At 65.0% G+C, this 24,925-nt stretch carries 1 protein-coding gene; it reads right to left on the bottom strand.

Annotation, left to right across the window (positions count from 1 at the left end; genetic code table 11):
• Positions 1-7: 7 nt before the first annotated feature.
• Positions 8-24,862: a leukotoxin LktA family filamentous adhesin gene (locus XI06_RS08575; RefSeq protein WP_271605044.1), complete on the bottom strand. Its 24,855-nt coding sequence runs from the start codon at positions 24,860-24,862 to the stop codon at positions 8-10.
• Positions 24,863-24,925: the final 63 nt, after the last annotated feature.

Genomic DNA, 24,925 nt, shown 5'->3' with positions numbered 1-24,925 from the left:
CCCAGACCTACCACGCCTCCGCAAGACGGCTTGTCGCCGGCTTCGTCACGACACCCGCTGCGGCATCTTTCCAGCCTGGGCGCCCCGTGCGCTGCCCGTGGCGGCGCAGCTTGCGCATGTCGCTGAGCCCCTCGATGTTCACTGCAGGACCGGACCCGATGGTCTCGACCGGACGCGGCGACAGCAATGCGTCGAGCCGCGCATGGCCGGAGAGACCGAGCTGGTAGAACGTCCCCACGCTCTTCTGCGCCAACCAGGTGTCGATGCTCTCATAGCCCTCGCCGTCGACCGCAATGTTCCGCATCATGCTGGCGCCGGTGTAGTCGGTGCAGCAGGTGTGGGTTGCCCCATAATTGGTAACCGTCGCCGACATGTCGCCGCTGTAGAACACCACATAGGCGTTGCTGACATTGGCGTTTGCGACCTGGCTCATCGTGAAGACGCCGCCCGGCTGGTAGAGCTGCAGCGAGGGCCAGTTGGTCGGCGCCGGCGACCGGTTGTTCAGCAGCACCTGCTCGGTCGCCGTGATGAGAATGAGCTGACCCGGCACATAGCCGTTCAGGATCGACACCGCGCGCGCATCGGTCAGGAAGTTGGCATCCACCACCTTGAACTGATTGATCATGATGCTGTCCGGATCGAGCGAGATGTTGGCCGATGTCGCCGTCCCGCCGTTGTAGCCGGTCACGTTCATGATCAGCGGAATGGGCGGCGTCGAGCGGATCTGCTCGCCCTTGACGTTGATGGTGTTGGCGGCGAGGTCGAGTTCCCTCATCACGCTGACGAAGCCGATCGTCAGGTCGCCGCGCGAGGACAGCTTGATCGTGCTGCCCCTGATACGGTCGAGCGCGATCGGGCCGGCTGTGTCGAAATGCGTATCGCCGTTAGCGCTGATCGATCCGCCGCGAAGCGCGCCGGTGTCGGACGTGAGGTTGATGTCGCCGGCATCGCCCGGGATTCCGGTGGTGGTAAGCTGGTTAAAGACGATGTCGGTCACGGCGTGCAGCGTCTGCGTGCCGCCGCTGACGGCCGTTCCGAGATTGATGCCGCCTGATGTCGCGCTGATACCGAGCGAGCCGCCGACGTTGAGGTTGTCCCAGCGGACCACCGTGCCGCGCAGGATCGCATCGCCTGTGGTCGTCGTGAGATTGTGCCCGGTGTTGGACAATGCCGCGATCAGCGTTGCCGAGCCATGGGCTGCCACGGAGCCCTGCGTCACGGCACCGCCGGCCGTCACCGTCTGCGCCAGGATGAAGCCGTTGTCGGCGGTGACGTTGATGTTGCCGCCGTCGCCGGTGATGCCGGTGGCCGTCAGTGCGTTGAACGTCACGGCGTCATGGGCGTGGATGGTCTGCGTCCCGCCGCTCTGAGCGGTCTGGACGGCGATGCTGCCCTGGCTCGCTGTCGCACCGAGCGTCGTGCCGACATTGAGACCGTTCCAGTTGATCGGACCGCCTGCGGTCAGGAGCCCCGAGCCGGTCGTCGCCGCAAGCGTGTTGCCCGTGATGGTCGTGCCGGCAACGAGCGCCGCCGAGCCATGGGCCGCGACCGAGCCCTGTGTCCTCACGCCGCCCGACGTCGCCGTCTGTGCCAGGACGAAGCCGTTGTCGGCGGTGACGTTGATGTCGCCGCCGTCGCCGGTGATGCCGGTGGCCGTCAGTGCGTTGAACGTCACGGCGTCATGGGCGTGGATGGTCTGCGTCCCGCCGCTCTGAGCGGTCTGGACGGCGATGCTGCCCTGGCTCGCTGTCGCACCGAGCGTCGTGCCGACATTGAGACCGTTCCAGTTGATCGGACCGCCTGCGGTCAGCAGGCCCGAGCCGGTCGTTGCCGCAAGCGTATTGCCTGTGATGGTCGTGCCGGCAACGAGCGCCGCCGAGCCATGAGCCGCGACCGAGCCCTGCGTCGTCACGCCGCCCAACGTCACCGTCTGCGCCAGGATGAAGCCCTGGTCGGCGGTGACGTTGATGTCGCCCACGTCGCCGGTGATGCCGGTCGCGGTCAGGCTGTTGAAGGTGACATTCTGCCTCGCATGAATCGTCTGCGCACCGCCGCTGCTGGCGGACGCCAGCGTGATGCTGTCGGCCGTCGAGGTCACACCCAGCGTCGTTGCGGCCGTGAGCGAGGTCCAATCGACCAGGCTACCGCCGGTGATCGAGGCTGAGCCGGTGGTGGCCGTCAGCACCCTGCCCGTGTTGGTCGTGCCTGAAGTCAGCGAGGCCGAGCCGTTGGCCACGACCGAGCCTAGCGTTGCCGTCCCGTTCACAGGCACCGTCTGCGCCAGCACGAAGCCGTTGCTGGCGACGACCGTGATGTTGCCGGCATCGCCGGTGATGCCGGTCGCGGTCAGGCTATTGAAGGTGACGTTCTGGTTGGCCCGGATCGACTGCGAGCCACCGCTGCTCGCTGACGCCAGCGTGATGCTGTCGGCCGTCGAGGTCACACCCAGCGTGGTTGCGGTCGTGAGCGAGGTCCAATCGACCAGGCCAGCGCCGGTGATCGAGGCCGACCCAGTGGTGGCCGTCAGCACCCTGCCCGTGTTGGTCGTGCCTGCGGTCAACGAGGCCGAGCCGTTGGCCACGACCGAACCTAGCGTTGCCGTCCCGTTCGCAGGCACCGTCTGCGCCAGCACGAAGCCGTTGCTGGCGACGACCGTGATGTTGCCGGCATCGCCGGTGATACCCGTCGCGGTCAGGCTATTGAAGGTGACGTTCTGGTTGGCCCGGATCGACTGCGAGCCGCCGCTGCTCGCTGACGCCAGCGTGATGCTGTCGATCATCGAGGTGACGCCGAGCCCAGCCGCCGCATCGAGCGTTCCGCCGTTCACGGCGGCGTAGGCGGTCAGCCCGATGGCTCCAGCCGTGGTGCCAAGCTGCGTGAAGCGAAGGGCGCCGGCGCTGTCGACCGTCATGTAGCCACGGCTCGTCGCGGTCCCAATGACGACGTCGCCGGTATGCGTCAGCGTTTTGGCGGTGATGGTACCGCTCGCGCCGATGGCCGTGCCCGCCAGGACGTTGTCGAGCGTCAGCTTGCCGCTCGAGACGATATCGACCGACCCGTGGATTGCCGACAGCTCGACCGCATCGAGATCGGCGACCGAGCTCAGATAGATGCCTGCAGTAGAGGCGGTCGCCGTCAGCAGCGACGCATTGACGCTGAGCCTCTGGCTCGAGGTGCCCACGCTGTTTGCGGCGAGCGACGCTTCGGCGTTCGCCGCCGTCGCCGTGAGGTTGGTGTGACCATCGCCGTTCGCCGTGATGGTGCCGCCGGTGCTGTTGACCGTGATGACGGTCGCGGTCGAGGACGGGCTGGCGGTCGAGATCAGCTCGCCGAGCACGATGTCGCCGGGCGCGGTCAGGCTGATCGATTGTCCTGTCAGGATCGAGGCATTCGCACTCATCGTGATCGATCCGCCGACCGCGGTCGAACCGGTCAGGCACGGTCCAGAGCAGACCGTGACCGATCCCTGCGACGAACCCGCGGCGCCGCTGAACGAGATGCCGGCATCGCTGATCAGTGTCAGTCCGTTCGCGGCTGTCAGGTTGCCGACGTTGAGCGACACCGGATTCTGTGTCGCCAGCGTCGGGCTATAGAAGAAGCCGGATCCGGCGATCGTACCGCTCAACAGGCCGGTGGCGCCGACCTGAACCGTGAACGGTGTGTTCTGTGTTCCGACATCGCCCGACGCGTTGAGGATGATGTTGCTGGCGGCCATCGTGACACCCGCCAGATAGCTGTCGATATTGCCGTTGGTCGCGGTGAGCGAGACGGTGTTCGTGGCAAACACCTTGCCGAAGATGGCGTCGCCACCGGTTGCAGTCAGATAGGCGTCGGTGCCGGCCTGCGCCGAGACCAGCTTGCCGTTGATCTGATAGGTGAACGCGTTGGCGGCCGAACCGATCGCGTTCGTGGCGGCCATCGTCAGGTTGCCGATCGCACCGTTGACCGGATTGATCACCACCTGGTTGGCATACAGCGCCGCGCCGGAGGAATTGGTCGCCGCCAGAATGCTCTGCGGCGCCAGCAGGGTGACATCGCCGCCGGCCGTGATCTGACCGACCGTCAGGCTCGCGACCGGATGTCCCTCACTCGCGGCCGCCTGGACGTACAGCGCTGTACCCGCCGTCGCGTTGAAGGTGCCGCTGGCGTTGACGTAGAGCGGCGCCGTCTGCGCCAGCTCGACGGAGTTCAGATCGTTGACCGTGACGCCGCTCGGCAGGTTGCCGAGCGTCAGGCCGCTGAGCGTGTTTCCGTTGACGGTGACGCCGGCCGGAAGATGAGCGAGGTCGATCCCGGCCAGAACCTGGTTGCTGACCGTCGCGCTGAACGTGATCGAACCCGGCGTGGTCGCAACCGACAGCGCGGCCTGCTGTGTCGTCGTGATCGTGCCGTCCTTCAGATCGGTCAGGCCGATCGAGACGCTGGGCGCCGTGCTGCCGACGCTGTTGCCGGCATTCAGCGTGACGTTACGGCCGACAACGCTGGCCGTGACATTGGTGCCCACGGTCCCTGCCGAGGGCAGCAACGCGGCATTGCTCAGCGTGGAGACGATCTGTCCCGTCGAGTAGACCGAGTTGGCCACCAGGCTGAGGATGCCGGTGCTCACCTGCGGCGTGCCGTTGACCGTGAGGGCCTGGTACTGCGAATTGCCGTAGGCCTGGATCGTCGTCACGTTCGCCTGGTACTGTGTGCTGGCGTAGTTCTGGATGGTCTGGACGAGGCCCTGATACTGGGTGTTGCCGTAGGTGCTGATCGACGTTGCGTAGGACTGGTACTGGGTCGCGGCGTAACCCTGGATCGAAGCCAGATCGCTCACATAGGACTGCGCTGCGAAGGCCTGCACCTGCGCATTGGTCGGATTATATCCGAGGAAGGCTGCAGCGGCGGCCGCAACGTTGGTGATGCCGGCCGAGGTCAGCGTCAGCGTGCCGTTCTGGATCGTGCTGTTACCCGCCCCGACGATCGCCTGGAACACCTGATAGGACTGATTCAGGATCGACGAGGTCGACGCCGGGTTCGAGTAGTAGCTTTGCAGCGCCGCCGAATTCAGCGTCAGCGTTCCGTTCTGCACGTTGCCCTGCCCGAGCATCGCGGTGAAGCTGTTGTAGTCCGCGGTCGATATCGTGCCAAAGCCGTTGCCGAATGGATTGTTGACGTTCGTGCCCGAGTGCGCCTGCTGCGCCCAGTCGGCCAGAACCGCATTGGTGATCGGCGCCGGCGCGGAGCAATTATTGTACTGGCAAGTCCCGCTGAAATCGAAGCTGGTGCGGTATGTGCCGCTCGGCAGGTCAACCACGATGTTGAGGTTGTTCGCGGCGTAGTTCAGCACCTCCTGCTGCAACGGCTGGTACTGACCGTTGGCGTAGGACGAGAACGTGCTGCCGTAGCTCTGATACTGCGAATTGGCGTAGGTCTTGATGGTGGTCGCGAAGCCCTGGTACTGGCTGTTGGCATAGGCCTGAACCTGTGCCGCCGTCGGAGCCGTCGTGCCCAGGTGCAGCGCCGCAGCCGTCGCCGCCGAGAATTGCGCGATGCCCGCGGCGGACAGCGTCAGCACGCCGTTGACGACCTCACCATTGGCGCTCGCAGTCAGCCCCTGGAACGTCAGGTAGTTCGCGGCCGTCAGCGCCGCCGCAGCATAATAGGACACGCCGGGATCGCTGAGAACGAAGCTCGGGGTCGAGACCCCGTTCACCGTCGTGGTCTGGACCGAGCCGCTCGCCAGAAGCTGCTGCAAGGGATTGCTGCCCAGCGCCGTCGACGCATTGGCCAGGATGCCGGCGGTGTTGAACTGGAACAGCCCGGACGCCGCGCTGCCGCCGGTCGCCAACGTCTGAAGATTCTGCAAAACGGCCGCCGAGCTGAGCACGAACTGTCCGCCTTGCAGCGAGCCCGTGCTCAGGAGCGAGCTGAAGGCGGTCGCGAGCGGCGCGGAAAGCACCTGCGCGGACACCGGTGCGAGACCGGCCGCATTCAGCGTCAGCACGCCATTGGCGACCGTGCCGTTGGCGGTGAGCGTCTGATAGTTCTGCAGGTCAGTGCCGAACAGCGCCTGACTGGCATATTGCGCAACCTGGGCATCGGTGGCGGAGGTCTGCCCCGGAGCCAGGATCGGGCCCGAACAGCCGCCAAAGCCACTGCAGCCCTGCTGATCATGCTGCTGCAGGTAAACGAAGACCTTGTGGGCCAGATCCGTGTACTGCCCCTGGGCGCCGGAGCTGATCGACTGTGCGTACGACTGGTAGATCGGGTTGGCGCTGCTGAACAGCGAGTTCTGGTACTGCTGGTTGGCGTAGGTCTGCACCTGCAGCGCCGTCGGGTTGGCGATGCCCAGCGCCGCCGCGGCAATCGGCGTGTAGGCCGACAGGCCGCTGCTCGACAGCGTGAACACGCCGTTGACGACCGAGCCGTTGGTCATCAACTGCTGGAACGAATTATAGGCGGCGGTCACGCCGGCCTGCGCGTTGGCGAACACGCCCGCGCTGCTGAAGACGAAGTTACCGCTCTGCAACGAGCCGTTGGAGGTGAGATTGACGTAGGACTGGTAGTTCGGCGTCAGCTGGGCCTGCGCCATGCCGTTCAAGCCAGCCGGCGACAGGGAGAGCACACCGTTCGACAACGTGCCGGAGGCCAGCAGCGCGGTGTACGCACTGAAGTTGGTGGCGCTCAGTCCGGTCTGGGCATAGGACGCGACGTTGTTGAGCACGAAGGTGCCGTTCTGAATCTGCCCGAGCGCCATCAGGCTCGCAAACGTCGTCCTGTCAGCGGTAGGGAGCAGGAACGCAAAGGTCTGCAGGAACTGCATCGCATTGGCGGCGGTGTATGTCGCCGTCGATCCGAGCAGATCGGTGATCGCGATCGGGTTGTTGGGGTTGTACTGATTGTATTGCGCCAGCAATTCGGCGGCGAAGTTCCGGTACGCCGTGCTTGCCGCGGTCGAGATCGACGTCAGGTAGCCCTGATACTGCACGTTGGCCGCGCCGTTGATGTTCGCCGCATAGGACTGGTACAGCGCATTGGCATAGGCCTGCACCTGCGCGTCGGTCGGGTTCGGATTTTGTGTCGTCGCTGCCGCCTGACGGAAGGCTGCGATGCCCGCGGCCGTCAGCGTCCAGACCCCGTTCACCAGCGAGCCGTTGGTGTAGAGCGTCTGGAAGTTCTGGTAGTCCTGCGTCAGCGCCGTCTGGGCCAGCGAGGAGACGCCGCTGGCCGTGAGCTGGAACGTGCCGCCGCTCAAGCTGCCGTTGCTGAGCAGGTTGGCGAACTGGGCGTAGTTGGTGCTCGACAGCGCGCTCTTTGCGTAGCTCAGGATGCCGCTGTTGGTCAGCACGAAGGTGCCGTTCTGCAGCGAGCCGCTGGCGCTCAGCAGCGAGAACGCGACCGCAGGCGTGGCATTGAACGTCGTGGCCGTCTGCAGCGGCTGGTACAGGCCGGTGGCGTAGGTCTGGATGGTCCCCGCATAACCCTGATATTGGCCGTTGGCGTAAGTCTGGATGGTCTGCGCAAAGGTCTGGTACTTGGCGCTGGCGTAGATCTGGATCGTCTGCGCATAGCCCTGGTACTGGCCATTGGCGTAGGTCTGGATGCTCTGCGCGTAAGCCTGGTACTGCGCATTGGCATAGGCCTGAACCTGCGCCTGTGACGGCGAGGTAACATGCAGCGCCGCGGCTGCGGCGGCGGTGAAGAAGGTGACCCCGGCCGGGGTCAGCGTGAGCACGCCATTGCTGACGGATCCGTTGGCGGCCGAGGAAAGGTTCTGGAACGCGGTGTAGCCGGCGGACGCCGATCCGAGCGCGGCCGAGGCGTAAGCGGACAGGCCCGCCGAGGTCAGCACGAGGGTGTTGCCGCTGACCGTGGCGTTGGTGTTCGAGGTCAGCGCCTGGAAGGCGGTGTAGGCCGTCGACCCGAGCGCCGCCGAGGCGTTCGCCGCAACGCCGGCCGCGGTCAAGGTCAGAACGCCGGCGGTGCTGACGGTCGAGCCGTTCGCGGTCAGCGCCTGGAACGTCGTGTAATTGGCGGAGCCCGATCCGAGCGCGGACGACGCATAATACGCAACGCCGGCTGCCGTCAGCGTGAGAACGCCATTGCTGACCGAGCTGTTCTGCGCGGACGTCAGGGTCTGGAACAGGCCGTATTGCGTCGACGTCAGCCCGGCGGACGCGTAGTTGGCGACGGCGGCGTCGCCGATCGCGCCGGTGCCCAGCGTGAACACGCCATTGACGACGCTGCCATAGGTGTTGAGCGTCAGCAGTGCCGACGAATTCGCCGCATAGCTTGCGACCTGCGAATTGGTCTTCCAGTTCGACCCGTAGGCTTGTCCGAACACGGTGGCGATCGGCAGGTACAGCGTCGGCGCGTAGGCCTGAATAGTGGTCTTGAAGCCCTGATAGGCCGTGTTGGCGTAAGTCTGCGTCGTCTGCGCATAGCCCTGGTATTGGCCATTGGCGTAGGCCTGGATGTTTTGCGCGTAGGCCTGGTATTGCGCATTGGCATAAGCCTGCACTTGCCCTGCCGTCGGCGAGGCAACATTGAGCGCCGCGGCCGCGGCTGCGGTGAAGAAGGCGATGCCAGTCGCGTTCAGCGTGAGCACGCCGCCGCTGACGGATCCGTTCGTGGCCGAGGTCAGATTCTGGAACGCGGTGTAGCCCGGAGACGCAGCTCCGAGTGCGGACGAGGCGTAGGCGGAGAGGCCCGCCGCGGTCAGCACGAGGGTGTTGCCGCTGAACGTGGCGTTGCCGCTCGAGGTCAGTGTCCGGAACGCGGTGTAAGCCGTCGATCCCAGCGCCGCCGAGGCGTTCGCGGCAACGCCGGCCGCGGTCAAGGTCAGAACGCCGGCAGCGCCGAGGGTCGCACCGTTCGAGGTCAACGTCTGGAACGTCACATAGTCCGCAGCCGACAGGGCCGTCGGCGCATAGGTCGCGATCGACGCGAGGTCGCTCGCCAGCACGTAGGTGCCCTGCGCATTGGCGTAGCTCTGGATCGCCGTTGCAAAGGCCTGGTACTGGCTGTTGGCGTAGCTCTGGATCTGCGCCGATGTCGGGTTGGCGATGCCGAGTGCGGTGGCCGCCGCCGCCCTGAACTGGCTGATGCCGTTCGCCGTCAGGGTCAGGGTGCCGTCCGATCCGATCGTGGCATTGGCTGCGGCTGTGAGGCTCTGGAACGTGGCGTAATCGGTCGAGCTCAGCACACCGACGGCCAGATGCGCGATTCCGGACGCGTTCAGCGGCGCCGAACCGGCCTGGATCGTGCCATGCTGCAGCAGCACGCTATAGGCCACGAGATCGCGGTTCACCGTATTGGAGAACGCAATCACGCTCGCAAGCGCGGTATCGTTGGCACCATCGAGCGCAGTCAGGTGCAAGGCCGAGGAGACCGCCGCGACCTGAGCCGATGTCAGCGTTTGCGACGCGGTCTGCCCGCTCGCGTCGCGGATCGTGCCATAGGGCACGTTCAGCAGCACGTCGCCGCTCGCCGACGCGATCAGGCCGACCCTGAGATCGCTGGAATAGGCCGAGGACGCTGCCGTCTGGGTCAGGCCGATGTCGCCATGGGCGACGACGTTGACGATGCCGCCGCTATACGAGCCGTCGGCCTGCTGCGACGCGTTGGCGCTGATCGAGAGCGGATTGCTGGTCGAACCGACGGCACCGAGCGTGCTGATCAACGAGATGTTGCGGCCGGTGACCTGCGCATTAGCCCCCGCGATCAGATCGCCCGTCGCGGTGATGTCGACGTCGCCGAAGCCGGTGTTGCTGTTGCCCGACGACACCTGCCCGAGCGTCGCGCCCGAACCAAGGTTCAGGTAGACGCCGCCGACGCCCGCCTGCGCCGACAGGGCACCCGGTGCCGATCCGGTATTGGACAACGTCGCGTTGATCGGGGCCGCCTTCGAACCAATGGCTCCCGAGGCAGTGAAGCTTGCGCTCTGCGTCAGGATCGAGCCGGTCGAGGTCTGCGAGATGCTGCCGCCGGTCGTCGTGTTGAAGAGCTGCTGCTGCGAGGACGAGCTCACCGACAGCGCGCCGTTCGGATTGACGATGCCGCCGGTGAAAATCACGTTGCCGTTCGAGGCGATGTTCACCGTGCCGCTGGCGTTGCCGCCGAAATTGATCCCGAACCGGTTGTCCGCCTTCACCGACGAGGTGAGGGTCAGCGTGCCCTGGTCCGCCAGATTGTAGTTCCAGTCGGCGTAGTTGCTACCGTTCTGATAGAAGAAATAGCTGCAGGTGTGCCCGTCACAATTGCCATATTGGACGTTGGTCTGGGCGTAATGATCCACCCTCCCGGTGATGGTCTCCTGGAATACCGGCAAGCTCGTGGAATTGCCCGTCGTGATCTGTCCCTGCGGGGTCGATGACAGCGTGCCGTTCGCCGCGACGTATGACCACGGCTGATTGACGTCGCCGGTGAATTCCCAGTCCGAGTAGGCCCCGATGACGTTCGTGACCACGTGGGTGATCGGATCGGTGGTCAGAGTGCCACGACGGATCGAGGCCTGTTGCATCCACTGGAAGCGCAGCCCCGAAACCGGATCGTAATATCCGTCCGAACCAGAGGTCGTGGAGCAGTTATTGGCCGCAGTACAGCCGGCACTGGTGACGGGTGGCGCGCCGTTCGCGGTCTTGTAGAGGTTGATGGCGTTGGTCGCCGGCGAATAGACGTAGGTCGAAGTGTTGTTGCCGGACGTGATATTGCGATCGACCAGGGTCACGGTGCTGGTCAACGCTGCGGCCGCAGCCGTGTTGCCGGTGTTGACGCCCTTGACCACGAGGTCGAGGCCGGTCTGGTTGTTGATGCTGACGCTGCCGTAGCCGCCGTTGACGTGAATGTTGCCGAGCTGGTTGGTGCTGATGATCTTGCCGTCGAGCAGCACGCTGCCGCCGCCAGACGACGCGTTGATGTTGGCGACGGTGATTTGGTTGGTTGCGGCATTGTAGGTCGCCAGCGGGGCGCCGAACTGATCTGTGACCAGCGTCATCAGCGCGTTGACGGTCGGATTGGTCAGGATGGCCTGCTGATAATTGTACTCGAACACGGAAATGGATCCGCCCGAGACGCTCGTGTTCGTCACCGTCGTCGCGCAGCCGGTTTGGAAGAACATGCAGCCGAACGAGTTGTCGTTGCCGACGGCCGTCGTCGTCGTGGTGACGACCGCGGGCGCGGACAGGCTCGAGTCCAGGTTGATGCTGTAATTGGTCTGGCGTCCGGCCGTGATCCTGCCGTTGACGTCGATGATGCTGGCCTTGATTGCGACCTGGGAGCCGTAGATCTGGAAGCTCGCGAGGCTGCCGCTCAGGTTCGCCTGCGCATATTGCTGGGAGACGCTCAGGCTCGCATCGGTCGACTTGGTCAGCGGCTGGAAGTACGTGATGTACGGCTGCATCGCGTCGGAGTTGTTAACGTTGAAATCGTAATTCTGCGACTGGCTGACGGCCCCGTTCCAATTGGACGTGTACCGGTCGTGGAACTGGATGCAATTACCATTGCCGGAATACATGATGCAGTTGCCGAACAGGATCATGCTGATATTGCCCGGGGGGTGGTCGCCGACTTCGCCGTAGAGGTCCCTGTTCAGCGCGGCAGCGCTAGTGGCGTCCGGATACAACGTATTTGCCAAAACCGCGGCTGCGATGTTGCCGACCGGCGCGCCGCTCGCAGGGTTGCCACCCGGGAACACCATGAAGCTCGACCATTCCGAGAATGGCGAGCCGCCAGCGATATACATGCCCGAATCATCATTCGCCGAGACCGCAACCGCGCCGTTCGGCACGGTGATCTGGACCTGCTGGCCGGTCAGATTGGCCGACAGTCCGTAGGATCCGAGCGTGTTGTTCACGGTGACGAGGCCGTTGACGTTGGTGACGTCGCCGAGGATCAGCAGCGTCGGACCGTTGACGCTCAGATCGTAGTTTGGCGGATTGTACGAGTTGTTGATCGCGATCGTGGCGATCCCGCTGGTGTTCGCGTTGGCGTGAAGCGTCGCCGTCGATCCGCTCGCGAAGCCGCTCGCCGCGCCCGTGAAGAAGATGTCGCCCGCCGCAGCGATGCCGATATAGGCGCCTGTGAGAATCAGATTAGCGTCGCTCTGGTTGTTCACCGAGATCGTCGGCGCACCCCTGGCGGTGACGGTGCCACTGCCGGTGATGTGGTCGGCGTTCAGGGTGACGGTGCCACCCGAAGCAAACAGCTGACCCAGTGCGAACGCGTTCCCCGACGTGCTCAGCCCGGCGAGCAGGGTGTGGCGGACCTCCTGGTCGAAATGGCTGTTGATCAGCGTGGTGCCGTCGAAGGCATTGGTGTAGCTGAAGCTGAACGGCGCGCCGCCAGGCGCCACGCTGAGACAGCTGGCGCTGTAGTCGCAGGAAATGGTGATCAGCAGAGAGTTGTAGATCCCGGCCGTCAGCGCACCGTTGACCGTCAGCTCGGCATGGGCGTTGTTGCTGGGGTCGCTGTGGCCGTCGCTGGCAGGAATGAATCCGAGCTCGTAGCCGTGGCCGCTGCCGGTCGCGGTCGCGTTCACCACGCCGGCATAGCCGCCGGCGATGATGTTCTGGCCGCTGTTGACCGATGCGCCGGCCGCGATCGTGACGCTGGTGTTGTTGGTGAGCGTCGAGGACGCGCGCGCGTCCGGCACCGCGATGAGTCCCCTCGCGAAGCTGATCGCAGACGCGTCATCCTGCATGGTGGTCGGGCTCGACCCGTCGGGGCTCCGACCGGCTGCGAGATCGATGTTGTCGAACGCCGTCAGCACCGACGAGCCGACCACGATGTTCTGGTTGGTGGTGATGTCAGTGTTGGCGAAGGCCGCGGCGGCGACGAACGCGACGCCATAGGTGTTGGCGTTGGACGAGGTGTTGGCCGACGACATGGTGTAGGTGCCGGCTCCGATCGTGCCGAACGAAGTGATCCATACCTGGTCGGCCGTGGCCGCAGACGGCGACGTCAGCGCGCCGGCATCGAACGCCGCTGCCGAGCCGATATTGATGTTATTGTCGACATTCGCGGACAGCGACGACGAGACGCCGGCACCTTCGATGCCGCCGCCGGTGACCAGGGTCACGCGGTCGGTGCCGGTGATCGTGCTGGTGGCGAGCATCCTCACATTGCCCGGGTTCAGCACCGTGTCGGTGCCCGCGGTGATGTGCGTGTTCTTGCCGATATTGACGGTCGCAACGCCCACGAGCGTGATGGCGCTGGTGGCGCCGACGCCGTTGATGCCGCCACCGGCGCCCGCATTGGCACTGGAACCGGTGCCGACCTCATTGAAGATGTTGTTGGCGGCGATGGTCAGGTCGGGGGCGCAATCCGAGACGTCGCAATGGCCGGGATTGGTGCCCCTCACCCCGATCGTATTGTTGATGCCGATCCCCGCCGTCACGACGGAATTGGCGCTGTGTGTCGAGGCCGCGCCGCTGGCCCCGAGGACCGCGGCCTGCGCCGAATCGGCGATCGTCGTGTAGTTGTCGGTGTGGGTGGCGAGGATCGCCAGCGAGGCGACCGAGATGAAGTTGTCGGAGCCGGAGGGTGCGGCGCCGCGGTTGCCGTTACCAATGCCGGCATTGACGGTCGAATTATCCGACGTGTTCGCCGAGGCGCCGTTTCCGGCAAAGGTGCCGCCGCTACCGGAAATCGCATGGGCATAATTGTTGTCGGCACCGATGGCTGAAATCTGCATCACGCCGGTGTTGGAGGCGTCCGTGTTATCGCCGATCGTGGCGACGGTCCTCGTGCTCGAGGTCGCGTTCACCACCACCACGCCAACCGCCAGGATACCGCCTGCCGCGATACCGGTGGCATTGGCGCTCTGGCCGGTCGTGTTCTGGGCGAGAACGGTCACGTTGCCGGAGGACAAAGTGACGTTGTCACCGATCGTGGCCGCGACGCTGGAGTTGTTGGAGGCGAGCGATGCCGTTGCCTGAACCCCGAGAAGAGCGCCGCCGGAGGCACCGATTGCGTTGGTATAGGCCGCGTTGCCACCGTTCTGGACTTTCTCGTAGGCGGCGACATTCACGCTACCCGTCAGCGCTGCACCACCAAGCACTTCCGACGTCACCGTGGAGCTGACGGTTGCGGTCGCAACCGAGGCACCGACCGCGGCTCCGCCGGCGACAACGCCGAGCGCATTGGCTTCCGCATCCGGCGTATCGGTCGCGGTCATCGTCAGGCCGCTGCTGCCGCTGGTCGTGACGATGGCGTTGGATCCGACCCGTGTGGTGACGTTCGCAAGGTCGGTCGCAAAGGCGGTCGATCCGTTGCCGCTCAGGATGCCGCCTGAGACCGCGACCGAATAGGCCCAAAGCATGCCGGCGTTAGAGGCGTTCACGCCGAGCGAGGCGGCCGTGATCTGGGCACCATGCAGCACCTGGGCCGTCACCAGGCTGGTCTTCTGCGCCGTCGTAACCGATGCGCCGATTGCGGCGATGCCGACCGATGCGCCTTCGGTCTGGGCGCGCTGCGAGGAGGTGTCGCGGGCGCCGACATTGATGGCGGCGTTGGTTCCCGAGATCTGCCCGCCGATTTGCGCCGTGACCACATTGCCGATCTCACCCTCGGCAACGGCGGCATCGCCGCCGAAATAAAGCGCGCCACCACCGGCGATCGACTGAATGTCGATGGTGCGGCCGGGATGCGAGCCACTGCTCGCATCCTGGACCGTCGCCAGCACGTTGATGGTGGGCGCCACCGCCGTGACGGGATTGAGGCTGGCAAGGACATTGCTGCCGACGGTGGCAAAGCCGACCGCGGCACCGACGCCGGCATTCTTGCCGAAGCCGGCGCCGAGCAGGAACATCTGTGCGCTGGTCGCGCTGGTCGCTCCCACGTCGATTTCGTTGGCGGTGACTGAGCCACCGTCGATCTGCGCGGTCACGCCGTCAGCACCGCCGTTCAGCGCCCCGCTGACATCGTATCTCGAACTGGCATGCGCGCCCGACGGAGAGCCGGCCGTGCCGCTCGCGACAGCATTGCCGCCCTGGTCGGAATTGGTTCCTGAATTGGTCGCATCGAGGGTGCCGCCGAGCTGTCCCATTTGCTGAGCGAACACGGCGCCATCGGCGAGATTAACGCCGACATTGATGACGCCGATCGTTGCGGCAAGTCCGGCCGACCCACCGATGCCGGCGGTCACCGCGTAGGACTGGACCTCTCGCGTGCTCTGGCCGACGACACTGACCGTGCCTGACGATTTCAGGGTGCTGCCACGTGCCTCCGCAACGGTCGAACTCTCGAAGGAGATGACGTTGGCCGCCGCGCCGACGCCGACCCCTGCCCCAGTCGCCGCGATCGACAGCGCGCCGGCGATCTCCATGATGTCGACGGTTTCGGTGCCGTTGATCGAAATCGCGCCGACCGTACCGCCGGTCGCTGTCTGCACATTGGTGTCGTAAAGTCCCGCGATCGTCGTGTTGTTGGCGATCTCGATATTCGCCATCCCGGCGATGGCGGCGGTGCCGCTCGAGACCGCCCCGCCGACCGAGTAGGCCTTGAAATTGTCCGTGGTCGACGCCGCAACGTCGAGGGTTCCGGTGCTGGCGAGCGTGATCGCGGTGGTATGCCCCGTCGTGCTGTCACCGCGATAGAAGAATTCGTCGCCGACATAGGCCTCGGTCTTGTTGGCGCTGACCTGGACCAGGAACGCGGCACCGATCGCCGCCTGGCTGCCATAGGCGCCGCTGCCATTGGCCGAAGCGATCCCCGTGCTGTCGGTGGCATGAACGGACAGCGACGTGGCGTTGAGCGCGCCGCCATCCACATAGGCCTCGGTGGTCGCCTTGAAGACGTTGAGCCCGACCGAACCGCTGTTGAAGCCGAGCGCGATCGAAGATGCGTCCTGCTCGGCATTAGCCTTGACGGTGACCGCGCCGACCGCGGGCGCGCCGCCAATCATGGTGCCGATCGTCGCATTGGTGATGGTGGCATACGTGCTCCGCGCCATCGTCGTGCTGACGATGGTCGCGCCGCCGCCGACACCGCCGCCACCGGTGACCATCGCGACGCCGACGCCGAACGTGCCCGAATAGGAGAAGCTGCTGGCCGCGACGTCGATTTGCGGGAACGGCTGTGTCGCCGGCGACGAATTGGCGAGGCGCGTGTCGATGCTGGCTTTGTCGATATAAGCCTTCGTCGTGCCCTGCATCACGTTCACGATCGGGTTGATCATGATGGCGATGCTGCTTCCTGCGGCGAGACCTGCGACGTTGGCGACCACCGCCTGATGCGAGCTGGCGACGACGGCAAGGCCCTTCACCGATTCCTGCGTCTCGCTGAGATCGGGAATATTGTCGGTCGGCGCGCTGAAGCCGCCGATATTGAAGGCGCGCGTCAGCGTTCCGCTGTTGACCGACAGGGTATCCGACGAGCTGGTTCCGAGCGCATCGACCAAGGTGGTCTGGCCGCCGATGAACGCCGAGGTGCTGCCGTTGATCGAGTTGGTGACCATCGAGCCGCCGCCGCCGGCCGCGCCCTTCGAGATGGCGAAAGCGCCGGCGAACACGGCGACGCCATCGGTGTTGTTGGCGAGCACGCCGACATTGTTGCTCGCGAGCACATCGGCGCCGCCGGTGATGCTGGCGGTGACGTTGGTGCCCATCACATTGGTCGCGACCGATCCCGCAAGGCCGATCTGCGAGGACAAGGCCACGCCGACGGCGACCGTCGAGATCGTGGCGTTCGAGGTGGCACTGACCGTCGCGTCGCTGCCGGCGACGATCTTCGCACCGGTCACGCTGGCGTTGAGCTCGTTGCTGATCTCGCTGTAGACGATGGAAAGGCCGCCGGCGCTGCCCTGGGTAGAGGCTCCCGCAACCGCCGCCGTCGAGGTGATCGCGGAATTGTCGCGCGCCTGGACGGTCACATTGCCGGCGTTCACCACCGTATTGGTGGGGGTCGAGTTGCCGTCGCCAATCGCCGCCGAAACGTCGTTCCTGATGGTGCTGACGACGACGCCGCCCTGCCCGGCGAACTGCCCGGTCGACAAGCCGAAGCCGACCGCAACGGACTGGATCTTCGAGGAATCTTCCGCCGCCACCAGCACGTTGCCGGTCGTCGCAGTCATCAGCGTCTGGGTGACGTAGGCCGAGTGCGTGGTGGAAATGGCATCGGCGACGATGGCGACGCCGACGTTGTTCTTGCCGGCCTCGACGATGCCGGCGACCGACATGATCGCAGCGCCCGGCCCGGCGCCGACGCCACCGTTGAGCGCGGCACCACTGAAATCGACGCAAGCCTGCGAGCCGCTCGAGGTCGGGCAATTGTCATGCGCGGCCTGACCGCTATTCGTGCTCTCGACGAGGATGGCGAGCGCGCCATCGAGACTGGAGGAGTCGACGCTTTCCGCACTGACAGTGATGGTGCCGCCGGCCGACATCGTAATAGTGCTGCCGCTGATGTAGGCAGTGGTCGTCGGACTGATCACGTCGACCACGATGGCGCCGGCCAGGCCGTTGCCGCCCAGTCCGACCGAAGCCGCGCCGGCCGCAATCACGGCCGTGTCGTCGCCGATCACGGTCAGCGTATTGAAGCCGTTGACTTGCGAATTGGTGATGTGGGCATCGACGGCCTTACTCCCGCCGGGATCGCGAATTTCGGCATAAGTCAGCGCCAGCCCGACGCTGCCGCTGCTGTTACTGGAGCTGCCGGACACATACAGGGAGCCACCGCCGATCGCGATGTTGCTGGTCTGGTAGGCATTGACGTTGAGCGCGTTCGACGTTCCCGCCGCAACACCGGTCATGTTCGAATTGTCGATATAGGCCGTGGTGCTGTCGGAGATCAGGGCGACTGAGGCCGCGACCGAGGCCGCAATACCGGTGCGGGTCGCGGTCAGCCCGAGAGCGACAACGGTCTCCGAACCGCCGGTCAGCGCCGTGACGCTGGCGCTGGCTTCGTCGCCGAGCGTCGTGTTGGCGATGAAGGCGGTCGTTGAATTCTGTGACATCGCGACCGCGATGGTGCCGTCAACGGCGGCGCTCGGATTGCTGCCGCCGGCAAGATTGAGCGCGGCGGCGCCGGAACCGTTGTCCAGAATGGTGTAATTCAGCGCCTGAACCTGCACGAACGGCGCAGCGGCAGCCGCGTAGGGATTGCCCTGATTGATCGTGACGCCGGAAATAAAGGCCGTGGTGTCGATCGCGGTCTGCGAGACCGCCGAACTGCCGGCGATATCGATGCTGAAGCTCGGCGACTTGCCGGACTTGGAGGCAGCGGCCGCAGCGGCCCGGTTAAGTTGGCTGGCCACGGAAGTCCCGAACACGCCGGTTGATCCCGACAGGATCGACTTTGCCTTGGTCACGGAGCCCACTTGGGCAAACGGATCCGATTCCACCACGGCCACCGAAGCAACCGTCAGGCGGCCGGCAGTCGCCGCGAGCACTGTCAGCGCACTGCTGGTGATATTGCCGCCGTCAGCCGACATGGCGCCGCTGTCGTCGCCGCTGAACGTCCTGACGTCGCTGTGATTGTCGCCGATATAGGCGGCCGTGTCCGTGTTGGCCGTGAGGTACGCGACCGCGAGACCAACGCCGGAGGTGGTGCTGAGCTGGATCGCGCCGGCGAGCGACAGCACCGAGATGTTCTGGTAGGCCTCGACGTTGATCGTCGGCGCCGTGACCGTGGCACCCGAACTGATCGAGGCGTGGGTTTCGTTGTTGATGAAGCCGAGCGATGTCAGACCGTTGAGCGCGATGCTGCCCGACGACGACCCGGACGACGGCGCGATCGCAAACATCAGGTCGGTCGTGACGGCCGTGACGGCGATGTCCTTGGCGCTGAGCGTGACGCCGTTGGAAACGCCGGCGTTGGTATTGCTGGTCGAAATGATGAGGTTGAGCGAGCCGCCGGCGGCCACTCCGCCGGAATCCGCTCCCGGCAACAGCACCAACGGTCCGAACACGCCGCCGATATTGATCGAGTTGTTGGTCGCTGTCGCCGCTACGGTGATGTTGCTGGCAAAATTCGCCGTCAGGCCATTCTGGCTGCCGTCGGCGACCTGCGTCGACCAGCTACCTGTCGTAGTCTTGTTCGACGTCAGGGTCGCGCCGCTCGCGATCCACGCCGTGGTGTTGTCGGTATTGCCGAAATAGGCGAATGAGCCGGAAACGCTGGCCGAGCTCCCGCCGCTCGCGGTCGCGTCGGCATAGGTGGTGACGATGTTGTTGACCACGCCGAAATTCGCGTTGAGATGGCTGAGTGTCTCGTTCAGCCCGTCCCACTGGCCCCAGGTATTGGTGTTGGGCAATTGGGTATCGGCCGACACCGCGATCCGTGATGCGGTGATAATGACACCCTGACCGACATAGGCGTTCGAATTGTTGGTGTAGGTTCCATAGGCAACCGCCGCGGCGATGGTTGCCGCTTCGGGCTTGCTCGGATTGCTGACCGTGACCGAGGACGACGAATTGTTGCGGATCCGGTCGTCGACCAACCGGCTGACCACGCTGACATCACCCGAGGAATAGATCGCCGGACCACTGCCGCCGCCGGTCGCGGTAATCTCGGCATTTGCCGACTGGTTGCTGGTGGCAAGGGACAGCGAGCCTGCGACCTTCAACGGAAACTCGATCGATACCAGCGGCGACATCAGCGCGCCGATAACGCCAGCCGACACCTTGCCAAGGCCAGCGACGCCAGAGACGATCCCGCCGACCAGGGCCGGCTGTCCCAGCGTCACCGAAGCACTGACCGCGTTCTTGCTGGTATCCGAAAACGCCGAGACCTGCACCGGGCCTGCCGCCGCCACGCCCAAGCTGCCGACGTTCGCGCCGAGAATCGCTGTTGCCACGCTGCTGACGTTACTGACCGCAACGACACCGCCGACGCCACCGGAACCGCTCGTCGGGTTGAAGGCGAACGCGGTCGCGCTGGTCGAGAACGAGTTGCCGTTCCGCGCGGTGACGCTGATGCCGCCGGCGCCGGCGCTGATATTAGCGCCACTGTTCACGACCGCCTGGGTCTGGATGTCGGCAAGGCCAACGGCTGCGGTCGTGACGAATTGCCCCGCTGTCGTGATAGTCAGCGCCGAGACATCCAGTATGGCATCGTTGGCCGCAGCAATCCTCAGCGATCCACCGGCGGCGACCGTTGCCTGGTCGGCGATGGTCACCGAGACATTCGCCTTGACGCTGCCGACCACGGCGGAGGCGCCGAACGGCGAAATCGCGCTAATGGCGATGACAGGGTCTGCCGCCGTCTCGGACCCCGTTGCCGTGATCGCGATGTTGCCGGATCCCGAGATATTGGCGTGTGAGTTGATCGCCACCGTTGCGTTCGATTCGCCGGCAACGTAACCGCCATTGACGCCGAGCCCGGCGAGCAAGATGCCGATCGTAGCCAGATACCCAAAGGCGTTGCTGGTGAAATTTGACGACGCCGACGAGTTCGCGGCGATGGTGATGTTGCCGCCCGTGATCGTTGCCGCATCGACCGTAATGCTCGTGGTCGAACTTGCGAGGCCGGCGATGAGGCTCGTGCTCCAGGCCGCGGACAGCGTGACGTCGCCGTCGGTAAAAGTGCTGCCGCCGGAATTGATCGCCCTGGCCAGGATCTGGGCGCCGGTCGCAACCTTGATGATCGGCGCATCGAGTTCGATGCCCAGCGCGTTGTGTGTGGAATGAGACTGGGCATTCAGGAAGCGGGTGTCGATGATGCCCGACGCCGCGACGTCGACCTCCTTGTTCGCCGAAATCGTCAGCTTGGTCGCGTTGGCCGACGCGAGAATGAGCGCCGCGATCTGGCTGTTGCTGACGAATGCGTAGTTCGGCGTGTTGGGGTTGCTCGCCGCGATGACAATGTTGTCCTCGTTGAAGCCGAACCCGACCGTGACTGCATTGATGGACGCGCCGGTCACGACGTTCAGCGAGGCGCCCGACAGGGCGACCGCGATGCCGTTGCCCGCCGTGATGGATGCCGTCGATGCCAGCGTCAGGCCGTGGGTACCGGCCGACAGCGCGAAGGTGCCCGCGCTCATGGCGCCGACATAGTTGGTGATGACGTTGTTCGACAGGATGCCGCCGGTACCGTTGCTGCCCGACGTATTGTTGACCGTCAGATCCTCGTCGAAGGCGAAAATCACGGTGCCACCAGGGCCCGCCGAGAGCGTCGCTCCATTCGCAACCGTGATGAGGTTGGAACTGAGCAGAACCGTTCCGCCTTTGACGGTGCCGCCAACGCTGACAAGACCTGAACCGCTGCCGGCTGCGTTCAGGGTGACGGTGCCGGACGTGTAGCTGGTGCCGCTGTTGACCGCGAACGCCGTCACCTTGCCCAGTGCGGCGACCGTAATCGACGGCGCAGTCAACAGCAGGTTCACCGAATTTCCGGTGGACACGTTGTTGCTCATCTGGGTGCCGTCAACGACGCCGGTGCCGTCGACCGCGATCGAGGACGAGGCCGACAGTTGCAGCGTGCCGATGCCGTGCATCGCGGTGACATAGCGGGCAACGGTCGTGTTGGAGATGAAGCCAGCCGCGGAATTGTTAGTCGACGTGCTCGCATCGCCGACGAACATGGCGGCTGCACTGGTCAGGTTGATCTGCGAGGCCGTCACTTGCAGCGGCGTTTGCGCGCTGATCTGCGCCCCGGTGCTGGAGGCGGCATTGATGTTGATGACGCCGGCACTCCCCGCGTTCAGGAGGACGGTGTTGCCGCTTACGGTGCTGTTGGCCGCGAAGGAAAGTGTCGGCGCAGAGAACGTCAGATTGCGGGAATTTCCACCAGCGATGACGGCGCCGCTGTCGATCGAGATCGAGGTGCTTGCGGAAAGCCTGAAGGAACTCGATCCACCGAGCGCGGCGAGGTAGCTCGCGATCTGGGCATTGGAGAGGAAGCCCGCGTTGCCGGCGTTCGTATCGCCGGACGGCCCGACATAGATCGCGCTCTGTCCGTCGTTGAACGTCACGACACCGCCGTTCAGGGTTCCGGCCCCGACCGTGATGTTGGACGAGGTCAGCGTGATGTCGCCGGCCGTATAGAACGTGCTGCTGGTATTGACGACATCCGAACGTATGGACGCGCCGGTGGCAATGCTGATGGTCGGCGCGGCAAGGACGATGTTCGCCGACACTCCATTGGTGACCCCTCCGCTCTGATGGCGGAGGTCGATAATGCCGCTGGCATCGACCGCGATCGACGATGCGCCTGAGATCTTGAACGTCCCGATCGGACCCGCGGTGAGATAATTCGCGATCGTGGAATTCGTCAGATTGACGGCGGCATCCGCACTGGGATCGCCGACAACGACGGCGGCGGCGCTGTTGGTGAGATTCAACGTGAGCGCGGACAAGTGCAGCGGGGTCACGGACGAAATCTGGGCGCCGCCGGTCCGGCTGGCGTCGATATTGAGGTCGCTGCCGGCCAGCAGAGACACGGCATTGCCGCTGACGCTGCTGCCGCCGGAGAGCGTGATCGACGGTGCGCTCAGCGCTACGTCCACATTGCCGCCTGTGATGGCGCCGGCCGAGCCGACGACCAGCGAGACCGTCGAAGACAATGTCATCTTGCCGCTGCCGTTGAGCGCGGCGACGTACTGCTGCACGGTCGCGTTCGTCGCGGAATCGTTGACCGAGAATGCCGACTGCAGATTGTAGTTGACCACCGCCCCCGCGACTGGGTCGCCGCCGTAGACGCCCGGCGCCGAAAATGCTGCGCCCGCGGCGACCGAGATGTTCGGCGCCTGCAGCGTAATCGCTGCCGTACCCAACGGAACTGATGCGGCGATCGTGGCCTGCGGGCCGACATTGACGGTTGAACCGGCCCAGAGGTCGACATTGTCGCCGACAATCGCGCCGTTGGCCGCGACGACGCCGCTCGACGAGCTCGTCGCGTCGAACCTGACGTTGCCGCCGACATAGGTCGTCGTGCTGTCGGCATTGACCGCACCGGCGAGAATTTGACTGCCCTGCGATGCGATAATCGACGGGGCGTTCAACACGACGTTTTGCGAGCTCGCGGCGGCAAAACCATTGGAATCGCGAATGCGGGTGTCGATGACGGCCGTTGTGCCCAGCGTGACCGAGGCGCCGGCCCGGAGCGTGGTGACGCCGCCAGCCAGCGTACCTGCCAGCGAAACGGTGCCGGTCAGCACGCCGGTGGCATCAAGGGTGATGTCGCCGGTCGTGAAGGCCGAGTTGGAATCGTTGACCGCCTTGGTCAGGATCTGGCCGCCGTCCTGAACGATGATGGTCGGCGCCTTCAGCGTCACGCCGAGTGAGCTGGCGGTGGAAAGGCCGTTGCTGATCCCGCGGGTGTCGACGATACCGGTGGCGTCCACCGTGATGGAGGTTGCCGCACTCACGGTCAGGTCGCCCGCCCCGTTCATTGCGGCGGCGTACCTGGCAATCGTCGCATTCGAGATGAATCCCGATCCGGATCTGTTGCCCGAACCGGTGCCGTCGCCGACGAACGCGGTGGCAGTGCTGGTCAGCATCAGGTGTGCGGCGACGAATTGCAGCGCCGTGTTGCTCACCAGCTGGGCACCGCCGTTGGCGGCAGCGTTGACGTTGATGGTGCCGTTCGCGCCGGAATCCAGCAATACCGTATCACCGCGCACGTAACTGCCGGCCAGCAGGGTCAACGTCGGCGCGCTCAAGGTGACGTTGACGCCGCTGGCGCCGGCGTCGACCCGGCCATGCTGTTCGATCGTGATCGAATTGCTCGCCAGCAGCGTGAAGGTGCCGGTGCCGTTCAACGCCGCGATCGCGGCCGCGACCGTCGCGTTCGACATGTTGACATTGGCATCGCCAGCGCCGCCGATGACGATGTCGACGGGATCGAGGACCAGCGTGCCCTGCTTGCCGTTCGGCGCCGCCAGATTGATCTTCACCTTGTCGCCGACATCGAACTTGCCATCGGCGCTGAGGTCGACCACGCCGCCATTGCCCTTGGCGGAGCTGGCATTGATCTTCGCGCCGCTCTTGACGGTGAGGTCCCCCTGGGTCTTCAGCGTGACGTTGCCGGCATCGCCGGTTCTGCTCGCCGTGACGAGCCTGGCGTCGTTGCCGACCTCGATGCCGTTGCCGGCGGTGACGGTGATGTTGCTGGGCGTCGTCGTCTTGCTGCGCGCCGTCAGGCGACCGTTGACCGTCGCCTTGTTGACGGCGCCGATATGGATCGAGCCGTTGCTGACGGTGATGGCGCTGGCGCTGTGCAGGCCCTTCGAATTGACGGAGGCTGCGAACTTCGCGGCATGATCGAGATTGGCGATGTCGCGCTGGCTGGCGCCGCCGACAAGAACGTTCTGCCCGGTCAGGCGAACGCCGTCGACGGCATTGATCCGGCCGTAGATCCTGACATTGCCGTCAGGCGAGACCGGGAACGAGCCCGCCATCAAATTGCCGACCGCCGTGCCGTTGATCGCTCCGCCCGGGCCGATCAGGCTGTCGGTGAACTCGCGCGTCGGCGTCGAGACGTTGAGGCTGCCGACATTCACCGTGCCGCTGCGGCCGACGACAAAGCCCTTGGGATCGGCGAAGTAGACGTTACCCCCGATCGCCCCGTTCATGTAGGAGTTCAGCGTGCCGTTGACATAGACAGGCGCGTCGCGGACGACGTTGACGAGGTTTTGCGTACCCCTAGGCAGCTGCAGATTGACGGTGTTGCCCTGCCCGACGTTGAACTGCGAGAACGAGTTGAAGGCGTTCGCACCCGCCACCGTCGAGGTCGTGACGTTGGTGACGCTGCCGGACGTGTGCAAGGCGGTCCCGGTGCGTCCGTCCGGGACGATGACGTTCGCCGTCTGCGCCTGGAGACGGACGCTGAACACCGGCAGGAAGACCATCTGCATCGCGCAAAGCAGCGACATCGAACGGAAGCGTGCAAGGCCTTGCAGCATCCGTTCGTTGTTGGCTCGCCTCGCAGACGGTCCGCGCATTTCAGATCCTCTTCATCGGCATTTGCGCCGATCCACAACCGGGTGGGAGAACGACGTGAGAAA

The organism is Bradyrhizobium sp. CCBAU 11434 (genome assembly GCF_028128895.1).
GTDB lineage: Bacteria > Pseudomonadota > Alphaproteobacteria > Rhizobiales > Xanthobacteraceae > Bradyrhizobium > Bradyrhizobium zhengyangense.
This window is presented reverse-complemented; position numbering and strand designations above follow the sequence as displayed.